General features: G+C 31.8%; 20 protein-coding genes and 2 pseudogenes. 7 read left to right on the top strand and 15 right to left on the bottom strand.

Features of this window, described 5'->3' with window-relative positions:
* Positions 1–129: 129 nt before the first annotated feature.
* The 3 genes and pseudogenes from IMX26_RS07775 to IMX26_RS07785 all read left to right on the top strand — a co-directional run.
* Complete coding sequence (locus tag IMX26_RS07775) at positions 130–1,230, top strand: hypothetical protein (RefSeq protein WP_195161104.1); 1,101 nt, start codon at positions 130–132, stop codon at positions 1,228–1,230.
* 224 nt (positions 1,231–1,454) lie between these two features.
* Positions 1,455–1,985 carry a hypothetical protein gene (locus tag IMX26_RS07780; protein ID WP_195161105.1) on the top strand — a complete coding sequence of 177 codons (531 nt, stop codon included), beginning with the start codon at positions 1,455–1,457 and terminating at the stop codon, positions 1,983–1,985.
* Between the two features lie 750 nt (positions 1,986–2,735).
* Positions 2,736–3,836, top strand: a pseudogene (locus IMX26_RS07785) (DEAD/DEAH box helicase); the annotation flags it as partial.
* Between the two features lie 394 nt (positions 3,837–4,230).
* On the opposite strand, the gene IMX26_RS07790 reads toward IMX26_RS07785, so the two are convergent.
* The 4 genes from IMX26_RS07790 to recQ form a co-directional block, all read right to left on the bottom strand.
* Entirely contained in the window at positions 4,231–5,502 is a 1,272-nt protein-coding gene (locus tag IMX26_RS07790; protein ID WP_195161107.1) for an MFS transporter, read from the bottom strand.
* Between the two features lie 64 nt (positions 5,503–5,566).
* The gene (locus IMX26_RS07795) at positions 5,567–8,710 is read right to left on the bottom strand and encodes an SMC family ATPase (RefSeq protein WP_195161108.1); all 3,144 of its coding nucleotides are present in this window, start codon (positions 8,708–8,710) and stop codon (positions 5,567–5,569) included.
* Complete coding sequence (locus IMX26_RS07800) at positions 8,710–9,876, bottom strand: exonuclease SbcCD subunit D (RefSeq protein WP_195161109.1); 1,167 nt, start codon at positions 9,874–9,876, stop codon at positions 8,710–8,712. Before IMX26_RS07800 ends, IMX26_RS07795 begins: the two co-directional genes overlap by 1 nt.
* 16 nt (positions 9,877–9,892) lie before the next feature.
* Positions 9,893–12,079, bottom strand: a complete 2,187-nt coding sequence (recQ, locus tag IMX26_RS07805; RefSeq protein WP_195161110.1) for a DNA helicase RecQ — start codon at positions 12,077–12,079, stop codon at positions 9,893–9,895.
* Positions 12,080–12,231: 152 nt separating this feature from the next.
* Here recQ and IMX26_RS07810 point away from each other — a divergent pair, with 152 nt between their 5' ends.
* Both IMX26_RS07810 and IMX26_RS07815 read left to right on the top strand, forming a co-directional pair.
* The gene (locus IMX26_RS07810) at positions 12,232–12,420 is read left to right on the top strand and encodes a hypothetical protein (protein WP_195161111.1); all 189 of its coding nucleotides are present in this window, start codon (positions 12,232–12,234) and stop codon (positions 12,418–12,420) included.
* A 99-nt stretch (positions 12,421–12,519) separates the two neighbouring features.
* A complete protein-coding gene (locus IMX26_RS07815; RefSeq protein WP_195161112.1) occupies positions 12,520–12,717 on the top strand; it encodes a hypothetical protein in 198 nt (65 codons plus the stop codon).
* A gap of 25 nt (positions 12,718–12,742) precedes the next feature.
* Here IMX26_RS07815 and IMX26_RS07820 read toward each other — a convergent pair whose 3' ends face one another.
* From IMX26_RS07820 to IMX26_RS07855, 8 genes and pseudogenes are all read right to left on the bottom strand, one after another.
* Positions 12,743–14,149 carry an NAD(P)H-dependent oxidoreductase gene (locus IMX26_RS07820; protein ID WP_195161113.1) on the bottom strand — a complete coding sequence of 469 codons (1,407 nt, stop codon included), beginning with the start codon at positions 14,147–14,149 and terminating at the stop codon, positions 12,743–12,745.
* Positions 14,150–14,624: 475 nt separating this feature from the next.
* Positions 14,625–15,227 (bottom strand): annotated as a pseudogene (gene prxU / locus IMX26_RS07825) (thioredoxin-dependent peroxiredoxin); the annotation flags it as partial.
* A 270-nt stretch (positions 15,228–15,497) separates the two neighbouring features.
* Complete coding sequence (locus IMX26_RS07830) at positions 15,498–15,752, bottom strand: DUF5320 domain-containing protein (protein WP_195161115.1); 255 nt, start codon at positions 15,750–15,752, stop codon at positions 15,498–15,500.
* Between the two features lie 79 nt (positions 15,753–15,831).
* Complete coding sequence (locus IMX26_RS07835) at positions 15,832–16,683, bottom strand: ATP-binding protein (protein ID WP_195161116.1); 852 nt, start codon at positions 16,681–16,683, stop codon at positions 15,832–15,834.
* The gene (locus tag IMX26_RS07840; RefSeq protein WP_195161117.1) at positions 16,676–17,548 is read right to left on the bottom strand and encodes an ATP-binding protein; all 873 of its coding nucleotides are present in this window, start codon (positions 17,546–17,548) and stop codon (positions 16,676–16,678) included. Before IMX26_RS07840 ends, IMX26_RS07835 begins: the two co-directional genes overlap by 8 nt.
* Positions 17,539–17,892: a NifB/NifX family molybdenum-iron cluster-binding protein gene (locus IMX26_RS07845; RefSeq protein WP_195161118.1), complete on the bottom strand. Its 354-nt coding sequence runs from the start codon at positions 17,890–17,892 to the stop codon at positions 17,539–17,541. The genes IMX26_RS07840 and IMX26_RS07845 overlap by 10 nt, the downstream gene beginning before the upstream one ends.
* 13 nt (positions 17,893–17,905) lie before the next feature.
* Entirely contained in the window at positions 17,906–18,232 is a 327-nt protein-coding gene (locus IMX26_RS07850; RefSeq protein WP_195161119.1) for a NifB/NifX family molybdenum-iron cluster-binding protein, read from the bottom strand.
* Between the two features lie 247 nt (positions 18,233–18,479).
* Entirely contained in the window at positions 18,480–18,881 is a 402-nt protein-coding gene (locus IMX26_RS07855; protein ID WP_195161120.1) for a DUF134 domain-containing protein, read from the bottom strand.
* Positions 18,882–19,049: 168 nt separating this feature from the next.
* On the opposite strand from IMX26_RS07855, the gene IMX26_RS07860 reads away from it, so the two are divergent.
* Positions 19,050–20,369: a CapA family protein gene (locus tag IMX26_RS07860; RefSeq protein ID WP_195161121.1), complete on the top strand. Its 1,320-nt coding sequence runs from the start codon at positions 19,050–19,052 to the stop codon at positions 20,367–20,369.
* A gap of 141 nt (positions 20,370–20,510) precedes the next feature.
* A complete protein-coding gene (locus tag IMX26_RS07865; protein ID WP_195161122.1) occupies positions 20,511–21,488 on the top strand; it encodes a diguanylate cyclase in 978 nt (325 codons plus the stop codon).
* 53 nt (positions 21,489–21,541) lie between these two features.
* Here the strand turns inward: IMX26_RS07865 and IMX26_RS07870 are convergent, their stop codons facing one another.
* The 3 genes from IMX26_RS07870 to IMX26_RS07880 form a co-directional block, all read right to left on the bottom strand.
* A complete protein-coding gene (locus IMX26_RS07870; protein WP_195161123.1) occupies positions 21,542–22,246 on the bottom strand; it encodes a DUF975 family protein in 705 nt (234 codons plus the stop codon).
* 70 nt (positions 22,247–22,316) lie between these two features.
* Positions 22,317–23,003, bottom strand: a complete 687-nt coding sequence (locus IMX26_RS07875; RefSeq protein WP_195161124.1) for a response regulator transcription factor — start codon at positions 23,001–23,003, stop codon at positions 22,317–22,319.
* A 19-nt stretch (positions 23,004–23,022) separates the two neighbouring features.
* Entirely contained in the window at positions 23,023–24,504 is a 1,482-nt protein-coding gene (locus tag IMX26_RS07880; protein ID WP_195161125.1) for a HAMP domain-containing sensor histidine kinase, read from the bottom strand.
* Positions 24,505–24,584 lie beyond the last annotated feature (80 nt).

Here is a 24,584-nt window from a genome sequence, read left to right on the forward strand (position 1 = left end):
CACACATTCAATTATTGTATAATACTGTATTAGTGGTAGTTTAATTATATAACGGATTAATAGGTAAATAATGTTATTAAGTTAGTAACGTGATTAAAAAGTAAAAATACTTAGAAGGAGAAACATAATATGATAAATAAAGGGATTAGTTTAATTATTGTAATAGCTTTAGTGGTAACATGTAGTATGACAGCATTTGCATATAATGAGAATGGATATGTTGCTAGATTTAGATTCGAAGACACTACTAATATGTCAATTCATAATGTTGATGTTGTAGCGTATGTGTATGATATAGATGGTAATGCTACACAATTACAAAATATTATCCAGACTAAAGATGGCATTTTTGAGTTAGTTGTTAGTAACTCCATATTAAATAAATATATACATAATGATTTATTACATTTTAATATTAAGGCATTCGCTGATGGTAAACAAATGGTTTCTAAGCATTGGTCTGTAAATCCTAATGAAGTTACAACAAGTAAAGCGACTAATAATACTGAATTAATTGTTATGAAATCTGTATTAAGAAATAAAACAATAAAAATGAGAAGTGGAACAGGAGTATTTAGAGTTAGAAAGGCTTATTCTACCCATACAAATAAAAATGTAATAATTGGTGAGATGCATGTTATGCCTGACTCAAAAGGTTTCTGTGAGTATGAAAACTCAAAAAAAATCAAAATAACAACAGCAATTAAAAGTGGATATTCTTGGGCTCCCAATGTTAATTCCTCGGTAGCTATTAAAGGCTCAATGGGAGGAACCTTACAATCGGGATCTACAGAAAATTCATTTTATATTGAGGCCCCTCATTCATTCGCCCATGAATACTGGGTTAGAGAAGAACTGCATGATGATGTGTATGAAAAATGGGTTGAAGTAGATAAATGGGAGGAGATGGTTCCCTTATCCTATAATGGAGGGTTATTAAAGGGTTCAAGCGTTGATTCTAGTACAAATCAAGATGGTATATCAGATCCAAGTAATAGTCTTTATAATATAAGTACCCTTACTAAAGGTAATTCATGGAGCAAAAGTTTAATGGGCACCTATATTAATGAAGCTGGTTGGGAAATTGATGGGGTCGGAATTAAAATCCAAGCATCATATAACTCTAACTTTAAATTGACATACTCTACTGATCATGCAACTAAATCATTCTGGCTTTATGCACCAGAAAACAATCTGTTAATTTGGTACATATCATTAAAAAGTGAATAACAGATTTTAATAGATTTGCTTAATCTCGTTTGAAAAATTAAACTACCGTCTTTTGACAAGTCCTAGATAGGACTTGTCAAACTAAAAAATAATTTTTTTGCTTATGTTGTGATACTTGTATTGTATAATAATGTTGTAATGTTAGACTAGATAACTAGCTAATATATATAATGTTTTAATTAATCAGGAAATAGTAATAGTTTTAGGTAGGAGGAATACATTTAATGTTGAAAAAACAACTTGGAATTTACATGTACAAATACAGATTCCTACTATTATTAGTTTTTATATTTATTATAATCTTATTAATTTTAGGAGTTGGCAATTTTCTAGCTGGAGATAGATTAGACCTATGTACTTATGAAAATAAAATTACAAATTCCATTGGTAAATACAGAGTCTACACCCTCAAAGCCTACGCAAATAAAAGTAGTGCAATTACTTTAGAGGACATTAAAGTTGAAGGATATGCTGGTGCAGAGTTAGAGTGTATCTCATTTTATAAAGGTAACTATGATGATTTACCATTTATGATTGCAGATGAAAAGGAATATCAAGATATGCTACTTTTACTTAAGGATTATAAAGGGCAAAAATTGCTTCCATTACCGCGCAAGGAAGGTGAAGTTGAATACCTAGTATTTGTCTTTAAGATAACAGAAGATCCTGCTAAAGTTCCGGGATTAATAACAGTCACTTACAAGTGGGGTTGGTTTAAAAGAACACAATCATTTGGTTGGATTTGTGAGAATTAGAATTGTTTATGTGGACGTACCTTGTGCGTCTTTTTTGTTTTAAAGCTTAAAATGCAATGCAATTCTGCAAATCCTTACAACTTGCAAGTAGCACCTCCACCTAAAAACATCTGAATTAACTCACGGTGGGGTCTGGCCTCAAAATTATATGTAACCCTATTAATAACTTGGCAATCGTCTTAAGCTACAATATCAGGAGCTATCGCTTAAGTATATCTTTTCATAATTGTTATATTTTTTGTTTAACCACAAAGCACACAAAGAGAAAAGAAGATGGTATTGCTTATCGATAATTCCGTGCCTCAGCACCTTCATCAATAGTCCATTCATGTTTTTAAAAAATTGCAAAAGGCAAATAATTTACTAAATTAAATTACTACATTAAATTTTAAATTATATTTTTTCCCTTGTCCGTATGTAGGGAATCACATCTAGGTAATTTCTGTGGATACGTAAGTACCATGTATTAAAAACCTTTTACTTGCCCCCTTAAGTATTCTTGTACTATTCTTTTATCTATCATTTAGATTAGTATTGGTAGTCTTTTAACTCCTTTTCATGTTTACTTTTAATTAGGTCTCACTTTGTAGTATTAATTCCTACAGCTCCAAAGCGACTTCATGTTACAAAGTAACACTATTATTCCCATACCTACAAAGTTTTTTTGCATATTTCTATAATTCTGGTATACTTAATTAGTTCTAAAAATAATAATAACAATTATATGTTTATATATAGAAGGGTGATAACATGAATGATTTTAGTAGATTAGGGGTTAGTACTGCTTTAGTTGAGGTATTAGCTAAACATGGCATAACAACACCTACTGCAATTCAAGAAAAGACGATTAGGTTAATTAAAAACGGCAAAAACATTATCGCAAAAGCACAAACAGGCACAGGTAAAACTTTAGCCTTTTTACTACCGATGTTTGAGAACATGTCTGTAGATCAAAATTATGTACAGGCTTTAATTGTTACTCCTACCAGAGAGTTGGCCATTCAAATTACCAATGAAGCAGAAAAGTTAACTGAAGCTAAACCTCTTAATATTTTAGCTGTTTATGGTGGAAAGAGTATAGATTCTCAGCTACATAAACTAAAAGGTAATGTACAATTAGTTATTGGCACTCCAGGTAGATTATTAGACCATATTATTAGAGGTACAATAAATTTTAATCACTTAAATACTTTGGTTTTAGATGAAGCAGATCAAATGTTGCATATGGGATTTTTAAGCGAAGTTGAAACTATTATTGCGCAATCACCAACAAGAAAACAATCACTTTGTTTTTCTGCAACAATGGGTAATCATGTTAAAAAACTTGCCCAAAAAATAATGCAAAATCCCTTATATATTTCAGTTGAAAATGAGCGAGTTACTTTAGAAAACATTGAACAATTAGTAATAGAAACAGTAGATGAAAATAAATATAATGACTTAAAGTCTGTAATTGACTCTCATAATCCTTTTATGGCTATAATCTTTTGTGGCACTAAAAAAAGAGCTATGAAGTTAGATGAAGACCTACATCGAGAGGGTTATAATTGTGAGGCTTTGCATGGAGATTTATCACAGGTAAAACGAGAAGCTATTATGAAAAGGTTTAGAAGTGCCAAAACTCAATTCTTAGTGGCCACAGACTTAGCTGCTAGGGGTTTGGATATAGATGGAGTAACACATGTATATAGCTACGATATAGCAGATAGCACAAAATGGTACATTCACCGCATTGGTAGAACCGGCCGGGCTGGTAAACAGGGAATTGCAGTAACCTTTGTTACCCCTAAAGATAGTATAAATCTCAGCAATATTGAAAAAGATATTGAGTTTGATATTCCTAGTCGAAAAATTTCTGTATCGGGAGTTCCTCAGCCTAAGAGTTTAAGGCGTAAAAAAACTGCTTTAAAAGAGGTAGATGAAAAAGAGCCTAAAAAAAGACTTAATAAAAAACCTTATAAAAGAAATAAAACTGATAAACCTAAAAAAAGTAAAACCCGCAGAAGTAAAAATAAGAGTAGCAAAAAACCTAGTAAAAAAAGGTAGTGAAGGAGCTGTCGCTCCTTGGTTTGGGTAATTGCCTATTGGACTATAATGTAGTTTTATTACATTGCATTCCATAAAACGTATTGCAATTACGGAGTGGGCTCCCCTGCGGGCTTCGCGGTGTAGCTATCCCTTTGGGATACGGGGTTGACTTCGTGGTTTGTAAACATATTCTCTTTATTACACTGCTCCCTATTAACTAGATAGGGAGCTTTTCATTTTGTTGAAATTTTTGTATTGCAACAACTCTATTAATAATAAAACTTCCTACCCCTATTATAATAAATAAACTAGTTAATGATAGGTTATCTGCAATAAAGCCAAATAAGGGTGCTAAAGCTATAGTAAAAAAGGATCTAAATTGACTCTCTACAGATAAAACAGTTGCTCGCTCTTTTTTGTGCATGTATTCACCTAAAACATCAACTACTAATGGTCTGCGAGCATTTTTAAATAGGTATAATATAAACTGTATAAATACAACTACTATAGTTATATTATTTTTAATGCCTAAAGCCATAACTATTGCTAAAACAGCGGTAATATCAAAAGAGATATTCATTATTGTTTGAGAGTTATATTTTTCACTTAGTTTGTGTACATTTTTTGAGGCAAAAGAGCTAAAAACATAAAATATAGCGTAGATAATACCTAGCCAAATTTTAAGAGTTTTTTCAGCTGTTATTGTACTTATTGAAGAACCTAAATTTGCTAAGATAGCAACCTGTAATATGGGTTGGATATAGTCCTTAGTACACTTAAAGATACTGTCATATAATGATGAACTCACTAGTACTTTACGTAGCTCTTTTCTTTTAAATATACTGGCTAACTGTTTAACTCCGCCTATAAAAAACTCTTTAATATCTATAGTTGACTTATGCCGTTCATCTAGGCTATCTGGATATGAACTTATCAGCAAAAAGTCTGCAATATAAGGTAAGATACAAATTAAAAAAATCCACTTCATATTAGGCAGATTTAAAACAAATATAATTGATACTAATGCAGATAGAGCAGAGCCAATTAGTGAAAACGAGCGAGTTCTACCATATACATAGGCTTTGTACTGAAACCAATTTTTTTGCTCTAAATAAGCTAAAATCATTGCTTTGTGAGTACCAGATCTAAAGGCATCACCTAACCCAAAAAAAACCATGGCTATTACTAAAATAAAGTAATTAATGCCAAAGAAAAATAAGACAAATGAAATAATATAAAACACAAAACACATTTTTAGTTCTTTCTTTTTGCCATAGTTATCTGCTATTAATCCGGAAGGCACCTCAAATAAATAGACAATTATTTCTCTTATAGAGTATAACGCACCTATTTTAAATAAGTTTAATCCCAAAGACATTAAGTAAATTACTAAGTATGGCTCAAAGAACTTTAAGTTTTTAAGTAAACCATACAAACTGAATTTAAATATTTGTTTATCTTTATTAATTAGCTTTTTAGTATCTATCATTTATACTCCCTACTCACTGCTCAATATAAAAAACCTTACCCATAATACACTATTTACTATGTTATTAAAAAACAATAAACTTAGCACTGCTACCTGTGTTGTTTGCTGTTACCTCTAATCGAGCACTTATCCGTTCTTTTAGCTCGGGTACATGAGATATTATGCCAACTAATCTACCACTATTTTGCAAATCAATTAAGCAGTTTATAGCGTTATCTAAAGACTCGGGGTCGAGTGTGCCAAAGCCCTCGTCTACAAACATGGTATCTAGCTTTATACCACCTGCATAGGCTTGTACTACATCCGAAAGACCCAAGGCCATTGAGAGTGAGGCCTTAAAGCTTTCTCCACCCGAAAGGGTTTTTACATGGCGAGTTAAGCCTGTATAGTTATCGAAAACCTCTAGCTCTAATCCACTTTGTTTGTTTTTACGGTCAATTTCCTCGGTGCGTGCTAACTGGTATCTACCACTAGTCATTTTTTGCAATCTCAAATTAGCTGCCTGTAAAATATCTTCTAAAAATGCCGCTAATACATATCTTTCAAAAGTAATTTTAGCAACCTCATTGCTTTTTCCATTTGCTATTTTAGCTAAATGTCCTATTAGCTCATAACGCTGTTCTTGCTGTTGTATTTGCTCTGTTATCTCATTAATTTGTTTTAAAGCCTTGCTGTTATTGTTTATTTTGTGATTTAGTTGGCTTGTTTTTTCTCGTAATTCCTGCAGTTTTTTATCCTGAGTAAGTATTTGTTGATCTAAGTCTGTAATATTAGCTTCTACAATGTTATTTGTTTGTTTGTTAATATCTTTTAACTGCTCCTGTAAGGAGTATAGCTCGTTAAAATAGTCTGTAACTTGTTGTTTTATATGGGCTATTTGCTGTTCGGTTAATTTAGACTGTTGATACTCACTTTCACTTAAAAACCCGTGTTTAGTTATCTGTAAAGCAAAATCTTGTTTTAACTCTTGTAGGTTTGCAGTTTTACCACTAATGACCGTATTTAGTTGCTCTATTTGAGAACTTACTAAAGCAAGTTCTTTGTTTAGTTTAAAATAGGCATTGTTAGCAAGCTCTAAGTTAATTTCACACTGTTTATACTGCTGCTGTTTATGCTTGAGCTTATTATTTAAACTAGCTAAATCTCTAACATTTGGGGGTAAATCCTGATAAATATTCTCTATAGTAGATTTTAATTTTGCTAATATATTTGAGTTACTTAAGAGCTCTTGATTAAGTCTTTTAAGCTTCTTTTCGTCAACTATTAGTCTGTTACTTAGTTCATTATTTTTACTATTAAGGCTATTGGTGTTATTAACAATTAATATTAGTTTTTTCTCAGTAGATTTTAAAATGCTTTGTTTACTTTCAAGATCTTGTTTAATTTTAAATGCCTCTTTTATGTCTGTAAGAATATTCATGGTTAAGCTATTCTTTAACTCTTCAAAAGCACTATTATACTGCTGTTGTTTTTGTAGTAGTTGCCCTTTAATTTGGGCCAATTCTTCAGTTTCTTTATGGGCTATTTTAGTAAAAACTTCAAGCTCTTTCTCTAGCTCTGTTAGCTCTTGTTCGCTAACAACCTCAGCTGAAAACTGTGCTAAGTGAGGGTGTTTTTCTGAGCCACATACAGGGCATTTATCTCCCTGTTTTAATTGTTTGGCTAAAACAGCCGCTTGGTTGAGTAAAAAGTTAATTTTTTGCTGTTTAACAAAATTGACTTTATCCGTTAAGATATTTTGAGTTAATTTTACTTTATTTATAAACTCTTGCTCTTTGCTTTTATAGTTTCTAAAATCATTTTTAAAAGCCAGGGTTTTAGTTACTAAGCTTAATAAGTTTGTATTTTTTAACTGCTCATTTTTATTTTGTTCTAGCTGTATAGTACTCTGTTTGCAAATATCTAACTCTTTTAGGGTCTTCTCTTTTTGCTGTTTAGTGTTAGTTATTTTTGCTTCGGTAATCATAATTTGTTGGTTTAAGCTAGTAATTTTATCTTCTGTTTTTTCTTTTTCTTGTTCAAAGCTGGCTAAATTAGTTACTTTTTCAACCAATGACTCTAAAGATAAGATATCGGCATAGATACTTTTGCGAAACTCTACAGCCTTGCAAGATTGCTCTTTTTCATAGCGAGAACAGGCTACTTGGTAATTACTTTTTACAGTATCCAGTTGTTGATTCAAAATACTTAGCTTTTCTCTTTGTTCATTTAGCTCTTTTGTTTGAATTAATAAGTTGTTTTCTTGGGCTATTAATCTATAGGCCTTTTCAGCTTTTTCGGCTTTAACTTGCAGTTGATTATAGTTGTTTTGCTGCTGTTGTTGCTGCATAACAGAGCTCATAAGTTGTTGTTTTTTTAGTAGTTTATTATTATTCTCTATTGCCTCTCGTTTTTCATTTTCGAGTTGTTTAAGATAATTATTTTGAGTATTTATATTATTTTTAAGCTCTTTGAGTATTATATTATCTTGAGATATTACTTTATTTGTGAGCTCTACAATAAAACTTACCTTTTCAAAACTTTCAATAAGCTCTTTTAGTACATAATTATCTCCATAATCTATGTTTTTAAGTGCTTCTTGTCTTCTAATTGTTTTTTCTTTAACTGAGGCGTAAATATCTTTGGCTTGTAGCTCAAGTTTAAACTGAATACGATTATATACTTTGCTATCAAAGAGCTTTTGTAAAACCTTTTCACGCTCTTTACTATCAGAAACTAGTAGTTTACGAAACTCACCTTGTGGAATCATCATTATTTGTTTAAACTGCTCGGCGTTTAAGCCAATAATACTCTGTAGCTTTTTGGTTACTGTAGTAGAACCTGTATATACTTTGTTTTCATCATTTTTAATAACTGTTAAGTTTGCTTGCACACTCTGCTCGGTAAATCCTTCGCCACGGGATTTTGGTTTAAGCTGTTTAGGAATACGTTCAACAAGATACTGTACATTATTTAGCTCAAATAATAGGCTTACTGTTGTTAAAGTATGGGCACTAGCAAAATGACTCCTAAGGCTTTCTGCTGTTCGAGCTGAACCACTGCTTTCACCATATAAGGCAAAACAAATGGCATCAAAAATTGTAGTTTTTCCAGAACCAGTTGCTCCAGATATTAAAAAAAGATTTTTACTCTGTAGTTTTGTAAAATCTATAACTTGTTTATTGGCATAAGGACCAAAGGCTGTCATAGTAAGAGTTAGGGGTCTCATTATTGCTGCCTCCCCTCAATATTTAGCTCATTAATTACAGAGGCTATAACTTGCTGTTTTTCTTCAGTAAACTCTTGTTTACTGATATTCTCATAAAACTCTTTAAATAATTCTAAGCTATTCTTTTTAAAAATATCGCTACTAGCTGAGGTTTTGTTATCACCAGCATCATCATTGGCAATTTTTCTCTCCAGTTTTAGAATATTAGGATAAACAGCCCGTAGCTTACTCATAGCGTTTATTAACTCACCTTTATCTGTTAAATCAGCCTTAATATAATCATTAATATTAGTATTTTTATAGCTTTCTTCGACTAAAAGTTGCTTTAGCTCACCTTTAATTACCCTTAAGTCTCGCAAGGGTTTAAGCTGCTTTAACTCTATGTTAACCTCACCGTTTTCTGCTAGGTTTACTATGGTAACTGATTTACGTTGTTTTGCCTCCGAAAAGGAGTATTTCATCAGAGAACCTGCGTATCTAATATGATTATATTTTACCTTTTGAGCCTGATGTAAGTGACCCAAAGCCACATAATTAAAGTGTTTAAAATACTCAACATCTATATACTCTGAGCCCCCAATAGCCAAAGGACGCTCGGAATCACTTGTAATTAGATCACTGCCTCCAAGTAAGTAACCATGAGTTATACATACATTACGTACTTGAGGATTAAGTTTTTTATTTATATGACTCAGTATTTTCAACATTGCGCTATCATGACTTTTTATATTTTTATCCTCATATAAGTTACGTACTACTGGGTAATCTGTATAAGGTATAGGGTAAAAATGCACCTCACCGTATTGATCATTTATAATAATTGGCTCAACTGTGTAAGGTAAACTACCAGCAATAGTTAGTCCCTTAGATTTTAGTATTTTATTAGCAAAACCTAATCTATCAGGGCTATCGTGATTCCCGGCTATAATTATTACCTTGGTATTTAGTTGCAACAGTATTTGAGATAAAATTTCATCTAACAATAAAACTGCCTCAATAGGTGGAACAGAGCGGTCATAAATGTCTCCCGCAATGATTAAAACTTGGGGTTTTTCTTCCTCTATTAATTTAGTAAGTTGGTTAAGCAAGTATTGCTGATCGGCAGTTAAATGGACACCGTGCACTAGTTTACCGATATGCCAATCACTGGTATGAATAATTTTCATTTTTATCTCCTGCTCTTTAATGCAATTGATTTTGCAATAGGGCTAATTTAAGCTCGTTGTAGCTATAAACCTCTGGTAAAAGTTCTTTTAATTGTTTGAGTGATTGAGGTTTATGTTTGTGGTATACATCTTGAATATGCTCCATTTTCTCTATAGCTACAAACTCAGTGAAATCAAGTTCATAACCTTTTTTTAAACAAACTTCTAGGTGTTTTATGATTGTATTAACAGTTAAATTACGCTCTTTGGCAATTTGCTCTAGACTATTACCAGTTAAGTATTGCTGATAGGTCTGTTCATATCTGTCCTGCTTTGGCTCGGTAGCTAATGATCTATAAGTTTTAGCTTTTTGTAATTCTTGCTGTTCATTGTTCGTTTTTATAATATTATTCTCTAAGCAAAACTCTTGAATTAGCCCTAAAAACTGCTCACCATAGTTTTCATATTTTTGGTCACCCACACCCTTAATATTAAGCATTTCTGCTTTTGTTTGGGGGTAATAATAGGCCATTGCTTGCAGGCTTCTATTATGAAAAATCATAAAGCTAGGTATGTCTTTGTCTAGGGCTAGGTCTCTTCTTAAGGCACTTAGCTTAATAAATAAATCCACATTGTATTTTAAGTCATCTGCCATAGGTAATTTAGCTTTATCTCTTGCTTTTTCTTTAAGGGGGCTTAAACGAGCCTGTTTTAAATACACCTGTTTATGTCCTTTTAACACATCTCTGGCAGATTCTAAAATCTTTAATACTGGATAATTATCTGTAGTCATGCGCAAATAACCCTCTGCAATTAGGGTCATAATTAGCTCCCGTATTTCTCCAACACTACGCTGCTGCATTATGCCATAGGTTGAGTTTTCATTTAGTCCAATTTGCATTAGCTTTTTCTCTTTAGAACCACGAAGGGTTTTTATGATTGTTGTTACCCCATAATTTTGCCCTGTTTTATAAATACAGGATAGTATTTTTTGGACATCAACCGAAACATCTACTAGCTCAGATTGATCTAAACAATTTCCACAATTATCACATTTATCATAGTCTGTTAAATCTCCAAAATACTCTATAATTGCCTTACGTAAACAGTTATTTGTATGGCAGTAATTAACTAAATGCTGCAGGTTAGCATTCATTATCTCTAAACGATTTTCATCACTACAACTACTAGTTATTAAGAGCTTTTGTTTAACTATATCGGCAGGAGAATACAGCAATAAACACTCACTTCTTTCACCATCACGCCCTGCTCTTCCTGCCTCCTGATAATAAGCCTCCATATTTTTAGGCATATTATAGTGAATTACAAACCGTACATCTGGTTTATCTATACCCATACCAAAGGCATTGGTAGCTACTATAATACGGGTTTTGTCAAACATAAAGTTTTCTTGTACTTGTTTACGTATCTCTGTATTCATACCACCGTGATAACCATCTACACTAAAGCCTTTTTCAAAGAGTCTTTCCGCCAAGGTATCTACTGTTTTACGAGTAGAGCAATAAATAATTCCCGATTGCTCTATAAAATTCTCCTGTAAGTACTCTAGGGTATATTTAAATTTATCTTTGGGCTTAATCACTCTATAAAACAGGTTAGGTCTATCAAAGCCAGTAGTTATTTCAAAGGGATTAATTAGGTTTAGTAGTCTTTTTATATCACTAACAATGTGTTTGGTTGCCGTAGCTGTAAAAGCTGCTACAACAGGGCGTTTTGCAAAACTACTAATAAACCTGGGTATTTGAGCATAACTGGGTCTAAAATCATGCCCCCACTGGCTAATACAATGGGCCTCATCTATGGCCACAAAAGGTATCTCAATAAGCCTAGTTAACTCCAAAAACTGCATAGTATTTAAGCGCTCTGGAGCAACATAAACTAGTTTATACTTACCCTCAATTATCTCTCTATTTCGTTTATATAAGACCTCACCACTAACACTGCTATTAATAAAAGTTGCACTAATACCCATTTCACTCATACTATCTACTTGGTCTTTCATCAGTGAAATAAGGGGCGAGATAACCAAAGTCACACCCTTAAACATTAATGATGGTAGCTGAAAACAAAGCGATTTACCGCCACCAGTGGGCATTATTCCTAAACAATCTCTTCCTACTAATATGTTATCTATAAGTGGTTCTTGACCCTTTAGAAATTTATCGTATCCAAAGTATTTTTTTAAGAGTTTATTTTTCTGCATAAGAAGGCTCCCTATTTTACTACTAAAAACTTACTATTATTTTTATCTAAATTATATCTTATATTTTAGTATATCTAAAGTCATTCACCCAATTTATGTTTAACTCATATTTATAAACAAGAGTTAAATTAAGACTAAGGGAGGTTTATGCTTTGAGCAAATTCTGTACACTTTTAAAAGAAGCTAAAAAGCAACAATACGAATCATATAAAAAATACTGCAAAATTGCCGGCTCAGCCCCTAATGAAAAAGTTAAGAAGAAAATGCTTACATATGCTAAAAATGAATATGACTGTTATTTAGCCCTAAAGTGTTTAGCTAAAAAGCACTGCCAAGTTTAATGATGCTACTTGATAAAGCTTTTTTGGGTTATCACCTTTTGGTACAAACTCTCATATTATGCAACGAGAGGGCTGATACCTAGAAGGGAGATTATCACAATGAAAAAGTATTGCTCAATGATGAAATCATATATGATGGATCAGCAAAAGATGATGAGTAAGTGCAAGGAAATCATGAATATGTCTCCAACAAAGTGTTCAAAAGATATGATGATGAATATGAATAGAGATATGAATATGCACTATCGTCACTGCATGTCAATGTATGATATGTATTGCATGAAAAAGAACGGTTAGGTTTAAAAGGCTAGCTTTAGCTAAGCTAGTCTTTTTTATTTATTGTTGATTTATCTTTGGTTACTTTATTTATTATTGTTTGATGTTCTTTAATAAGTTGTTTTTTTAATTGAGGCATAATTTTTTTTCTAACTGCTTTAGGTTTCATCATTAAACCTATTAAATAGGATTGCATAATTGAAAGCTTATTTTTGTGAGGAAAATCGTATAGTTTATACCGTTTATAAAACCTATGATCTTCTAACATAAGACCCTGCATAGAGTATATTAAGTCTCTAAAAACCTTCATTCCTCCTACCCCTAAAAAATTCACAGGGCGTTCTGCTTTATTATTTAAAGCCCACATTATTTTCTTTGTTAATGACTCTATATTATGGCTTATAGTAGCTGAATTATTTTCATCAGTAACTATATCGCATAAATATAGTTTTCCTACCTCACAACGAGCCTCTATAATTTCTCGTAGATTCGGCTCCGCACTTAGGTTTCCAGAAACTAAATAGGCTATAGGTTTTCCCATAGAGCTAATACGGTGACCATTGCTAAATTGTCTGTCTGTAAACTTTTTAAATAAACTACCAAAAGAATGTTTTTTTATGTTAGTAGCGTAAATGACACAGTCGCTGCCTGTCACATAGGTATTAAATGCCTCTTTGTGATCATCTTTAATAACACAAACTCCTTCAATAGTGCAGTGCATACACCCAATACATCCACTTTTGATAACTACATTATTTAGGTTTAAAACTTGAACACTATTTGGCATTAACTTAATAAATGTATCTATCATTTGTTGTAAATTAGAGTTTGCTTCATTACAATCAGTTATTAGTGTAATTTTATACGTTTTTTCTTTTGGCGTAATTTCTTTTAGATTATTTGATTGATACTTATTTATATCGTGTTGAACCGCTAGATATTTTTTACTAGATGTAAAATTGTTATTTACATGTAGTTCAATTTCTTTTAAAAAGGTAGCTAGATTTTTTTGACCCTCAACCCGTTTAAGATCTTCCATATCTGAAATATGACCTGGAATAATGTTCATATTAAAGTCTTCACATATTTGCAGTAAATAATTATAGGCTGTGTGGTCATAAAAATGGCGAGATGTAGATAACTGGCTAGTATACTTGCCTTTAAGCTTGCAAACATCGGTATTCTCTGTTAAAAGTTCAATAAACTTAATTAGCTGATAGGGTACTAAAAATGTGTATACAGGATAAATCCACAGAACAACATCACTGTTTACCATAGAAGAGTAAACCTCGTTTAAATATGCTTTATTTTTCTCTAAGCTAATAATACGCTGAGCCACATGATGCACTGTAAAGCAATGTTTTGTACTAGCTAAAGCCTGCAAGTATTTTGCAGATTGATAGGTTACACTATAGTTGCCTTTAGGGCTTCCATTTATAACAGTAATTTTCATGTGTGTCTCCTAATAGTAAATTTTTATTTCAAATTGAACAAAACTCAAATTCAATAGCAGTGAGAATTTATATTTTTATATCTCAAAATATAAAAAAAGAAATATCTTTATAAACAAATGTTATCAAGCTAATTATTATCATGCTTTAGGGAGATTTATTAACACCTTATAGTCAGGACGAGGTGAATCTGTTGTGTTAAGGATTATTGCTGATTTGTGCTTTAAGTTTATTATAATAATTGCTTAATTTGAGATTGTAATAATGCTCACATTTTGATTGACATTTATACTACTTAATTGACATAAATTAATTATAACATATTTAAAAACTCAACATACTTAAAAGCTATAAGGCACAAATAACTCAGTGTTATTGCTTTGTACTAAGGTATTGAACACATAATATGATGTAAACAGTAAAGCAGCCAGTAATAAAAAATCCATTAGCTGACTGCCCTTTATACTTTTTATTTGTTTACTTTTTTACTTTCCATTCTTGCCACACTTTACCTACAAGTTCGGCATTAGGTTTTAAGGTTTTTTCACCTGGTACCCAATCTGCTGGGGTCGCTTCTTTTCCTTTACTATTTCTTACATGCTGTAAGGCTTGAATTAAACGAATTGTTTCTGATAGGTTTCTACCTACTGAAGGTGTTACTATTTCTAAGGCCTGTACATTACCATCAGGATCAATTATAAATCTGCCTCTATTATTAACAAACTTTTCTTCGTCGTATACTCCGTACATGCTACCAATTTTACCACCTTGATCAGATAACATTGGAAACTGGGCTCCACCTTCTGCCATTTTGCTTAGCTCTTGTTCGTCCCATACTTTATGTACAAAAATACTATCAACACTAACTGTTAATACTTTTACACCAAGTTTCTGTAATTCTTTAAATTTGTCAGCAACTGCTGCAACTTCTGTTGCTCAAACAAAGGTGAAATCTCCTGGGTAAAAAACTAATAATACCCAATTACCTTTATAAGAACTAAAATCAACTTTAGATAACTCACCTTTAATATAAGCAGGGGCAGAAAAGTTAGGGGCTGGTTTACCAACACTAATCATATTTATCTCTCCTTACATGTATGTTTTACATAACCTTAGTCGTTAAACTTAAGATTAGTATTAACTAAAATCTACGTTTTATTGTTACTGTAACCTAAAGCAATTATTCAATTAACTACTATATAGTTTTAGTTTATTAGCCTTTACGTCATTTGAAAATCTACTTTAAAATTTGCCTACTTTATTTAAATTATAACATAACAAACTGCTTTAAAATATTAAAGTACTAACTTTAATAAAATCCTGCTAAAGTTAGTACTTAATATTTAGTCACTAGTTCTTTTGTTCTTTATTTAATTCTTTAAGTTGGCTTAGATGATTCTCTAATGAGCTAATTCTTTCTGTTAAAGTTTGTTCATTATTATTAAAGCTGTTATAGCCTCTACCAAAACCTAAACCACGTGTTCGATTGCCTCTACAACCTCGACCTCTACCGAAACCATATGCTACACTACCTTCACAATTTCCTCTATTACGTCCTGTTTTTGGGCCCTCACCATTAGGACCAGTACCATCAAATCTAGGCATTATAAAACCTCCCTTTTATGTGCTTATGCACATTATAATACTATTATGTGCATATGTCAACAATAAAAGAATTTATTTTTTAATTTTTTTTAATGTTTATCCACAGATCTTCAAGCTGTTTATTTATTAATGTATTATGTGCATATTCTACAACAGGAGTATTATTTACAACAGACTCAATAAATATTTTATCGTAGTCAATTTTACCTACTATTTTTATATTATTTTTTGTACATATATCTTCAATTAGTTTGCAGTTTTCTAGGTGTAAGTTGGCTTTGTTTATACATACTAAGGCCTCAACCTTAAGCTGTTTAATAAGCTGTAAAATTCGCTCTAAGTCATGTATTGCTGAAAGAGTTGGTTCTGTAACAACTAGTGCTTTATCTGCACCTGTAAGAGCTGAAACCACTGGACAACCAATGCCTGGCGGACCATCAATAAGTATTAGTTCGGTATCTTTAGTTTTCAGCTGATAGGCCTTTTGTTTTATTTTTGCTACGAGTTTACCACTATTACCCTCTGCAATACCCAATCTACCATGAACCATAGGACCATACTTTGTCTCCGATAAGTAATACTCTCCAGATTCATGGTCTTCAATAGTTATAGCATTATTTTTACAACTATAATAACAAACAGCACAACCCTCACAAGCAATTTGATTTACAGTGTAGTCTTTTATGGCATGAAACCGACAATTATTCACACAGGCATTACATTTTATACATTTGTCCTGATTTATTTGAGCCTTTATTCCACCCACAAAGTTATATGTTTCGTGAATATGGGGGTTTAATAATAAGTGTAAATTGGCTGCATCTACATCACAATCTGCATATATTGAATTTTTTGCCATAACTGCTAAACTTGCTGTAATACTAGTTTTGCCTGTTCCACCTTTACCGCTTAACACTACTAATTCAGTCATTTTTAATCATCCTCTCTATATTGCTATAAAGATTTTGAAACTTAAGCTGGTACTTAGGGTTAACTTCAGTAATTAACTTACCACTAGCATAGGCCTGTGCTACTTCTCTTTTTTGAGGTATTTTGGCAATTACAGGTATATTATTTCTTTTGCAATAACGCTCTGTTAAGCTATCGCTGGTTTCATATTTATTTATTACAACAGCAACTTTAACGTTAAGTGCCTTAACCATATCTACAGCAAGCTCTAAATCATGTAATCCAAAGGGAGTAGGTTCAGAGACCAATACACAAAAATCTGCCTCACTAACAGCAGCTATTGCTGTACAGGATGTTCCTGGTGGAGCATCTACTATTGTTAAATAGTTTTTTTGCTGTTTAGCTAACGCTTCGTTAATAACCTCTGGAGCCTGTATCGCTCTTACTTTAAGTTTTCCAATTACCATATCTATATTTTTATTATGATACGACTCAATTGTGCCAATTTCTTTGCTTCCTTCAGTTATAGCATTATTAGGGCAAGATAATATACAGCCCCCACAGCTATGACATATATCTGTAAACAAAAGTACTTTATTTTTTAGTACCGATAGAGCATTAAACTGACAACGCTCAGCACATAAGCCACAATGACAACAATTATCATTATCAATAACAGGCACTAAGCTTTTTACAATTTCTGTTTCGCTATCACTTACTGGTATAAAAATATGGCTATTTGGTTCTTCTACATCACAGTCAATTAATTGAACTCTATTATTTTGGCCCAAGCTATAAGCAAGGTTGGTAGAGATAAATGTTTTACCTGTACCCCCCTTGCCGCTAGCAATTACAATGCGCACTTTATAATCACCCTCTACTGACAATGATCCTCATGCTCGTCGTGATCGCAGGTACTTTCGCCAGCAACCAATTTATTAGCTGAGTACAATTCTATAACGTTGTTTATTTCACCTTGGCATCCTAAAATCATTTTTATATTATATTGGTTAAATAAATCTTGAGCCTTTCCACCCATGCCAGAAGCTATAATGCAATTAACTCCTTGCTCTGCTAAATACTTTGGTAAAAAACCAGGTTCATGTCCTGGATTGGCTAAATTTCTTACATCACTAACAGTGTTATTAGCATAGTTAAATAAGGTATATTTTTCACAGCGGCCAAAATGGGCTGCAACATTGGTTCCATCTGTTGGTATTGCAATTATCATAGTTTAAGTCTCCTTAGTTACACTTTTTTAGTTTTTTTGCCTCAAATTCCAGTATGTTTTCTGCTACTGTTCCTTCTTTGGCTTCATATAGTTTAATTTCAGCTGTATTAATAACATCTAAGGCCTTAGGCCCAACGCGCATTGCAAGAATAACTTCTACGTTTTCATCACACATAAGTTGAGCAGTAGATACTCCTGCTCCGCCTGGGGCATTAGCGGCCTCATTATTGATAACTTTAAACTCACCATCGTTATAAATTATAAAGGCCTCAGACCTACCAAAGCGTTCATTAATTACGTCTGTTAGTTTACTACCCTTTACAGGTATTGCAATTTTCATTTTTACACCTCCATATTAGTCATATGTCATCTATAATTATAACGCCTTAATGTGCATATGTCCATATATTTATTTATTACGAGCAAAATTTTTACGTTGCAGGGCCTGACATTGCTAGTCCGTATAATGAAAATTCTTACTATAATTATTAATTAAATCTTTGTAATTAAATAGGCAGACACAAGGCCTGCCACTACGAAGGGGGTTTGATTTTATGGTATTGAATATTTAATACGTAGTACTGTTGTTATTTTTGACTGGCAATAAACTTGGGGCAATTTATATCTTTATCTTCTTTATCACATCTAACATTTTCTTTAAACTTAAATGTACAATGTGGACACTGCAATAGCTCGTCTGCTAGCCGATAATTACCACCATCAATACGAATTGCTCCACCATTAATTAAGGCCATTGCAACCTTATTTCTGGCTGATGCTAGTATTCTTTGAAAGGTTGTTCTTGACACATTCATTTTTACAGCACACTGTTCATTATCTAAATTTTCTATATCCTTAAGCCTTAAGGATTCGAGCTCTTCAAAAGATACTGTGTATTCTTTTAGTCTCGATTTAGCAACACCTGCCGGTTTAAAATATATAAACTGAGGTATTGTTTCTATTCTTCTTTGTTTAGGTGGTCGAGCCATGTTTTCACTCCTATATTATTCTGGATATATTATTATAATAACATAAATAAGCACTACATTATAAGTTCTTAGCTTATTTAATTTGGTAATTATTAAACACGTTTTAATAATTCTTATTTTTTTTAACTCTATATATATGTTATATTAACTTCATTGGGGTGATTTAATATGAAAACTTTCTACTACATTTTATTAACGGTAATTATTATTATAACAGTAATGTGGTTTAACTCTGAACCTACGGTTATAAGTTATGGCCCTATGCACCAAAACACTAAAGTAGACACAAATATTACTATTGGTTTTAATACAAATATCAATGCTCAAAGTGCCATTGATAACCTAAGTATTTCTCCTCATATAGAATATGAATGGCAGTATACAAAAGAAAATAAAACCCTAATAATTAAGCCTAAAACTGATTTAATACACCAGACTACTTATACAGTAAAGCTTAGTGCTGGAGTAAAACATCATATTAGAAAACCTAGTACAAAAGAGTTTAGTTTTGAGTTTACTACAGCGGACTACAACCGCATTAATATTACTTTATTAGGTGATACGGTGCTTTACCATCTTGAAAATGAGTTAAAACAAGAAAATACAAACTATGCTTTTGAAAAACTAAATGATGATATTTTAAGTAAAGATAATTTTATTTTTACTAATCTTGAAAACCCTATTTCGGATAGAGGTACCGAAATTAATAATAAAGCCTATAGATTTAGGTCAAGCCCAAATACTGTTGAAATATTAAAACACGCCAAGATAAACGCAGTAGCTCTTGCTAACAACCATGCCCTTGATTATGGCCCAGATGCCTTAATTGATACTGTTTCATACTGCAAAAAAGCAGACATAACCTGTGTTGGTTATTTTAAAAATGCTCAAGAAAAACAAATGCCCCCTATTATTAATTATAAAGGCATTAAAATTGGATTAGCCTCTTATTTAGACAAAATTATTGTTCCATATTGGCATCACAAGCTTTGGCAAGGCAATGCAAATAGTGCAGGTGTTGAGTTTATTAATGACAACATTTTAGAAGATATAAAATATTTAAGAGATAATTCAGATATAGTTATTGTAGCGCTACACTGGGGAATTGAGCGTGAAAAAGAAACTACTACCCAACAAACAAAGCTAGCTCATTTATTAATAGATAACGGGGCAGATATTATTATGGGACATCACCCTCATGTTGTGCAGGCGGTGGAAAAATATAATGGTGGACTTGTTTTTTATAGCCTGGGAAATTTTGTGTTTCCACCAACAAACGAACATAGAAGAGATACATTTTCAGCTGTGATTAAGGTCAATAAACAAGGTATTATTGATACTACTTTATATCCCTTAACGCCTATTGAAGGTAGACCTCACTCCATGAATGAGCAACAAACAGCAGAGTTTTATCAAGAGATTAAAAAGCTAAGTTCAAAGTTTAATTCGGAGTTGGTACTAAATTCAACAACAATTACTGTAAAATAGTAAGATATTTTGATTTTATCTGTTGTAAATATGTTATAAGCTCGCTACCTGCTAAAATTCGACTATTCTTCTTTCTTAAAAGTGCTAAAATAAACTTGTCAATATTAGTTTCAGTGACTATTTAATTTAGGAGAATGCCTAGTGACTAATCATGAGCAATATGTTATTTTAATAGTTAATGATAATAAGCAAATTTACAGTGACCTTCACCAAGCGTTTAGCTACGCTAATTATCAGGTTGAATATACTACAAATGAATGCCAAGCTCTCGATTTTATAGACTTTAACCTTCCTGATTTAATTGTATATTATGCTAAGCTATATGACGTGCATAAAGACCTAGATTATAAACTGAAAAATAGTAAAGACTTTAGCAGTATTCCTATTATTTTAATTGATTATGATACAACAGAAGCAGAAATAGTGGCAGGCTTTAAACACGGTTGTATTGACTATATTAGCAAACCTATTTTTGCACAAGAACTTATTGCTAGAGTAAATTCTCATTTAGCAGTGAAACAACAAATTAAGGACTTACAGGCGTCTATTATTTCATTGCAGAAAGCTGTAGTTGAAATTCAGCAAAAAAATATTGACTTAAAGCAAATGATGGGTAAACTAAAAATAGCGTCAACTACCGACTACCTAACTGGTATTTATAATAAAAGATATGCCATAGAAATATTTCAAGAGCATATTTCCAATGGCAATAATATAGAGCCATTTACAGTTATTATTGCGGATATAGACTCCTTTAAAAGTATAAATGATACCTATGGTCATTTATGTGGTGATGCTATTCTAAAATCTGTTGTAAACACTCTTAAGTCTTCTTTACGTGAAGGTGACCTATTTTGTAGATGGGGCGGAGAAGAGTTTTTATTTTTACTGCCCTGCTCTAACATAGAGAAAGCTAAAGTTTTTGCAGAAAGAATGCGTAAACTAGTAACAAGCACTTTATATAAATGTGATGTGGAAGAAATCTCGGTAACTATTACCATGGGAATTGCAGAGTATAGTGATGAACTAGGCATTGAGGGTACCATTAAAAAAGCTGATGACGCTTTATATAAAGGCAAAAGAAATGGTAAAAACCAGGTTATATTAGCTTCACTTTAATACCAAATATAAAATCAGGAAACAGCTAAGTTTCCTGATTTTTATTAATACTGTTAAACTACTTCTTCTGGCTCTGATAATTCTTTGTAGCAGGTTAATTTATCTGTAATCGCTGTTAATTTTAGTTGATTGTAGACCTCTGTTAAGGCTGTTTCTTGGTAAGGGAATACAAAAAAAATACCTATGCCAAATGCTATTGAACCTAATATATACCATCCTAAAAAAGTTAAGTCAAACACAAATAAATTCCATTTATGCCCATCAGTCATATCCATACTTAATTCTAACGCCCGGCTTGGCTTCATGTTAGGGTTATCTGCTAAAAGATATGGCACAAACCTATACGCATATGACATTATTATTCCTGGAATAATTAAAAGCAGCGACCACAAGAATAATAGAATGTTTTTGTAGAGCATGGTTTTAACTATATTTGTATACCTACTCTTGCAAAAGCCATACCCTATAGTACCTATATTATTATGCCCTTTACATAAATCTAATAGGTATCTACGTGAACCAACATCAAGAATATATCCGATTAAAATGCGTATCACCATAATTACTAACAAACCCACTGCTATTTTAATATAATTTGAATTAGTGAGATAGTAATCCTTATGTTCATAGGTATAACGAAAAGTATTACTATAGTTTCCATTCACTATTGCAACTAACAAACAAACCAAAAAAGCTGACCAATATGTTCCATTTAATACTCGCTTAGCCTGTTCTTTTACATTACTAATTGACCACATATTTTCTCCTAACGTTTTTAAATATACATTTTAATTTATGAAATATGAAAGGGAATAATGTCTATGCAAATTAACTAGGGTCAAATTTATATCCTACTCCCCATACTGTTTTAATATATGTTGGCTGGTTACTGTCTTGCTCGAGTTTTTGCCTAAGTTTTCTAATATGTACTGTAACTGTGTTTAAATCTCCAGTATATTCATAACCCCAAATTTGATCATATAACTGTTGGCGAGTATACACCTTATGGGGGTTTTGAGCTAAATAACTAAGTAGCTGAAATGATTTATTATTAAGCTGTATTGGTTTATTATGTAAATTAACACTGTAGTTATTGAGGTCTATAACCAAACTCTTAAATTTAAGATTATTTTTTTTACTAGCAGAAAGTTCTTTATATCTTCTCAACAAAGCCTTTACCTGTGCTACTAATACATTAGGACTAAAAGGCTTAGTCATATAGTCATCAGCGCCAAAGCCTAGAGATAAAATTTTATCTACATCACTCTGTCGGGCACTTAGCATTAATAAAGGTATATTAGACAACATTCTTATTTTTTTGCATAAATCCATACCACTCATACCAGGCATCATTATGTCTAATATCATTAAACTTGGTTGTAAGCAGTTAAAAAGTTTTAAAGCATCTTTTGCATTATAAGCTATTTCAACTCTATAAGACTCGCTTACTAAATAGTCTCTAATTAATTCTGCTATTTCTTTTTCATCATCAACTACAATAATTAAGTCACTCAAGCTTTATGCTCCCTTCTTATTAATTAAAAAGTGGCAAGGTAAATACTATGCTAGTACCTTCACCTTTTTCACTTTTTGCTTTTATTTGTCCGTTATGCAGTTCAACTATTTCTTTACAGATAGCTAAACCCATTCCTGAGCCACCGGCTTTTTCAGCGTTATTTGGTACATAAGTAAAGAATCTTTCAAATACCTTTTTAATGTTATTTGATTCTATGCCAATACCGTTGTCTGTAATTGTTATTTGCAAAAAATCGTTTACAACTCTGCAACATATATTAATATTATTTGCCCCAAATTTTACTGAATTAACAATTATATTTCTAAAAACCCTATCAATTTGTTTTTTATCTATGTATAAAAGTTCATTTTCTACTAAACAGCTTTCAGCTATGACGATAGGCACTTCATACTCTTTATTTAAATATGGCTTTAATAAATCTAGTTTTTTAACAGGCTTTTGATTAACTTTTAACTGACCTAACTCAAGCTGTGAAAAGGTAAATAAATCGTTTATTAAAAAATCTAGTTCATTAGTTTTGTCATTTATTACTTTATAGTATCGCTCTAAAGCCTGTTTATCTTTAACAATACCGTCTTGTAGACCCTCAATATAACCCTTAATAGAGGTAATTGGGGTTCTTAAATCATGGGCTATATTGCCAATTAATAATTTACGTGCCTCCGACTCTTGTACTAGGTTTTGCCTACTTATTAATAACTGTTGTTTCATGTCATTAAAGGCATTACAAAATTTACCCATCTCATCGTTTTTGTTATAGGTAACTTCTTTAGTGAAATCCTTATTAGCTATAGCTTTTGCTGAACTGTTTAGTTGATTGAGAGGAATAAGCATCTTACACTTTATTACTCTAGAAAGAATATAAACAATTACTATAAGTGAGGCATACATAAAAGCACTTAGTCTTTTAGAGTTTAAGTGTGCTTTAGATGAGATAGAATTTAATAAATCAGTATAATTTACAATATACATTCCATAAATATCATTATTTTCTTGATTTATCTTAAACTCATACCGATACCAATCCTCATCATGATTTGAATTCATTACTGTGAATTTCCCATTTTTAGAGTTTATGAAGTTAGCGTTATAGGCAAAAAAAGAATACTTGAATTTTAAATCTGAATTACCTAAATAGTCTGGGTTTATAATTTTAGTTTTGGGAGTGTTATCATGTGAGTCGAATAAAACATAGTTTTTTTCATTATGTAGAATTAATCTACTATTGTCATTAAGATATGGTGTCATAATTGTTTTAAATGTATTATAGTCATTTATCTTACTAACATTTTTAGTTGTAAGGTCTACTATTTCCTTAACAAGCTGATAATCAGTTCGCAGTTGCTGCATTTCTACAGACTTGTATAAACTCTTTCCCACTACTTGAACACCACCCATGAATTCTATTAAAGGAATTAAAAGAATAGCCACAAACAGTATGTATAAAGCTATTCTAATACTAATACCATGTTTTTTCATTTATTTCACCTCTTATTTATTATGATAGCTTAATTCTACTAGTAAAAACTTGAATAATAATAAATAATATATTAAATTTT

It is taken from the genome of Clostridium sp. 'deep sea' (genome assembly GCF_014931565.1).
GTDB lineage: Bacteria > Bacillota > UBA994 > PWPR01 > PWPR01.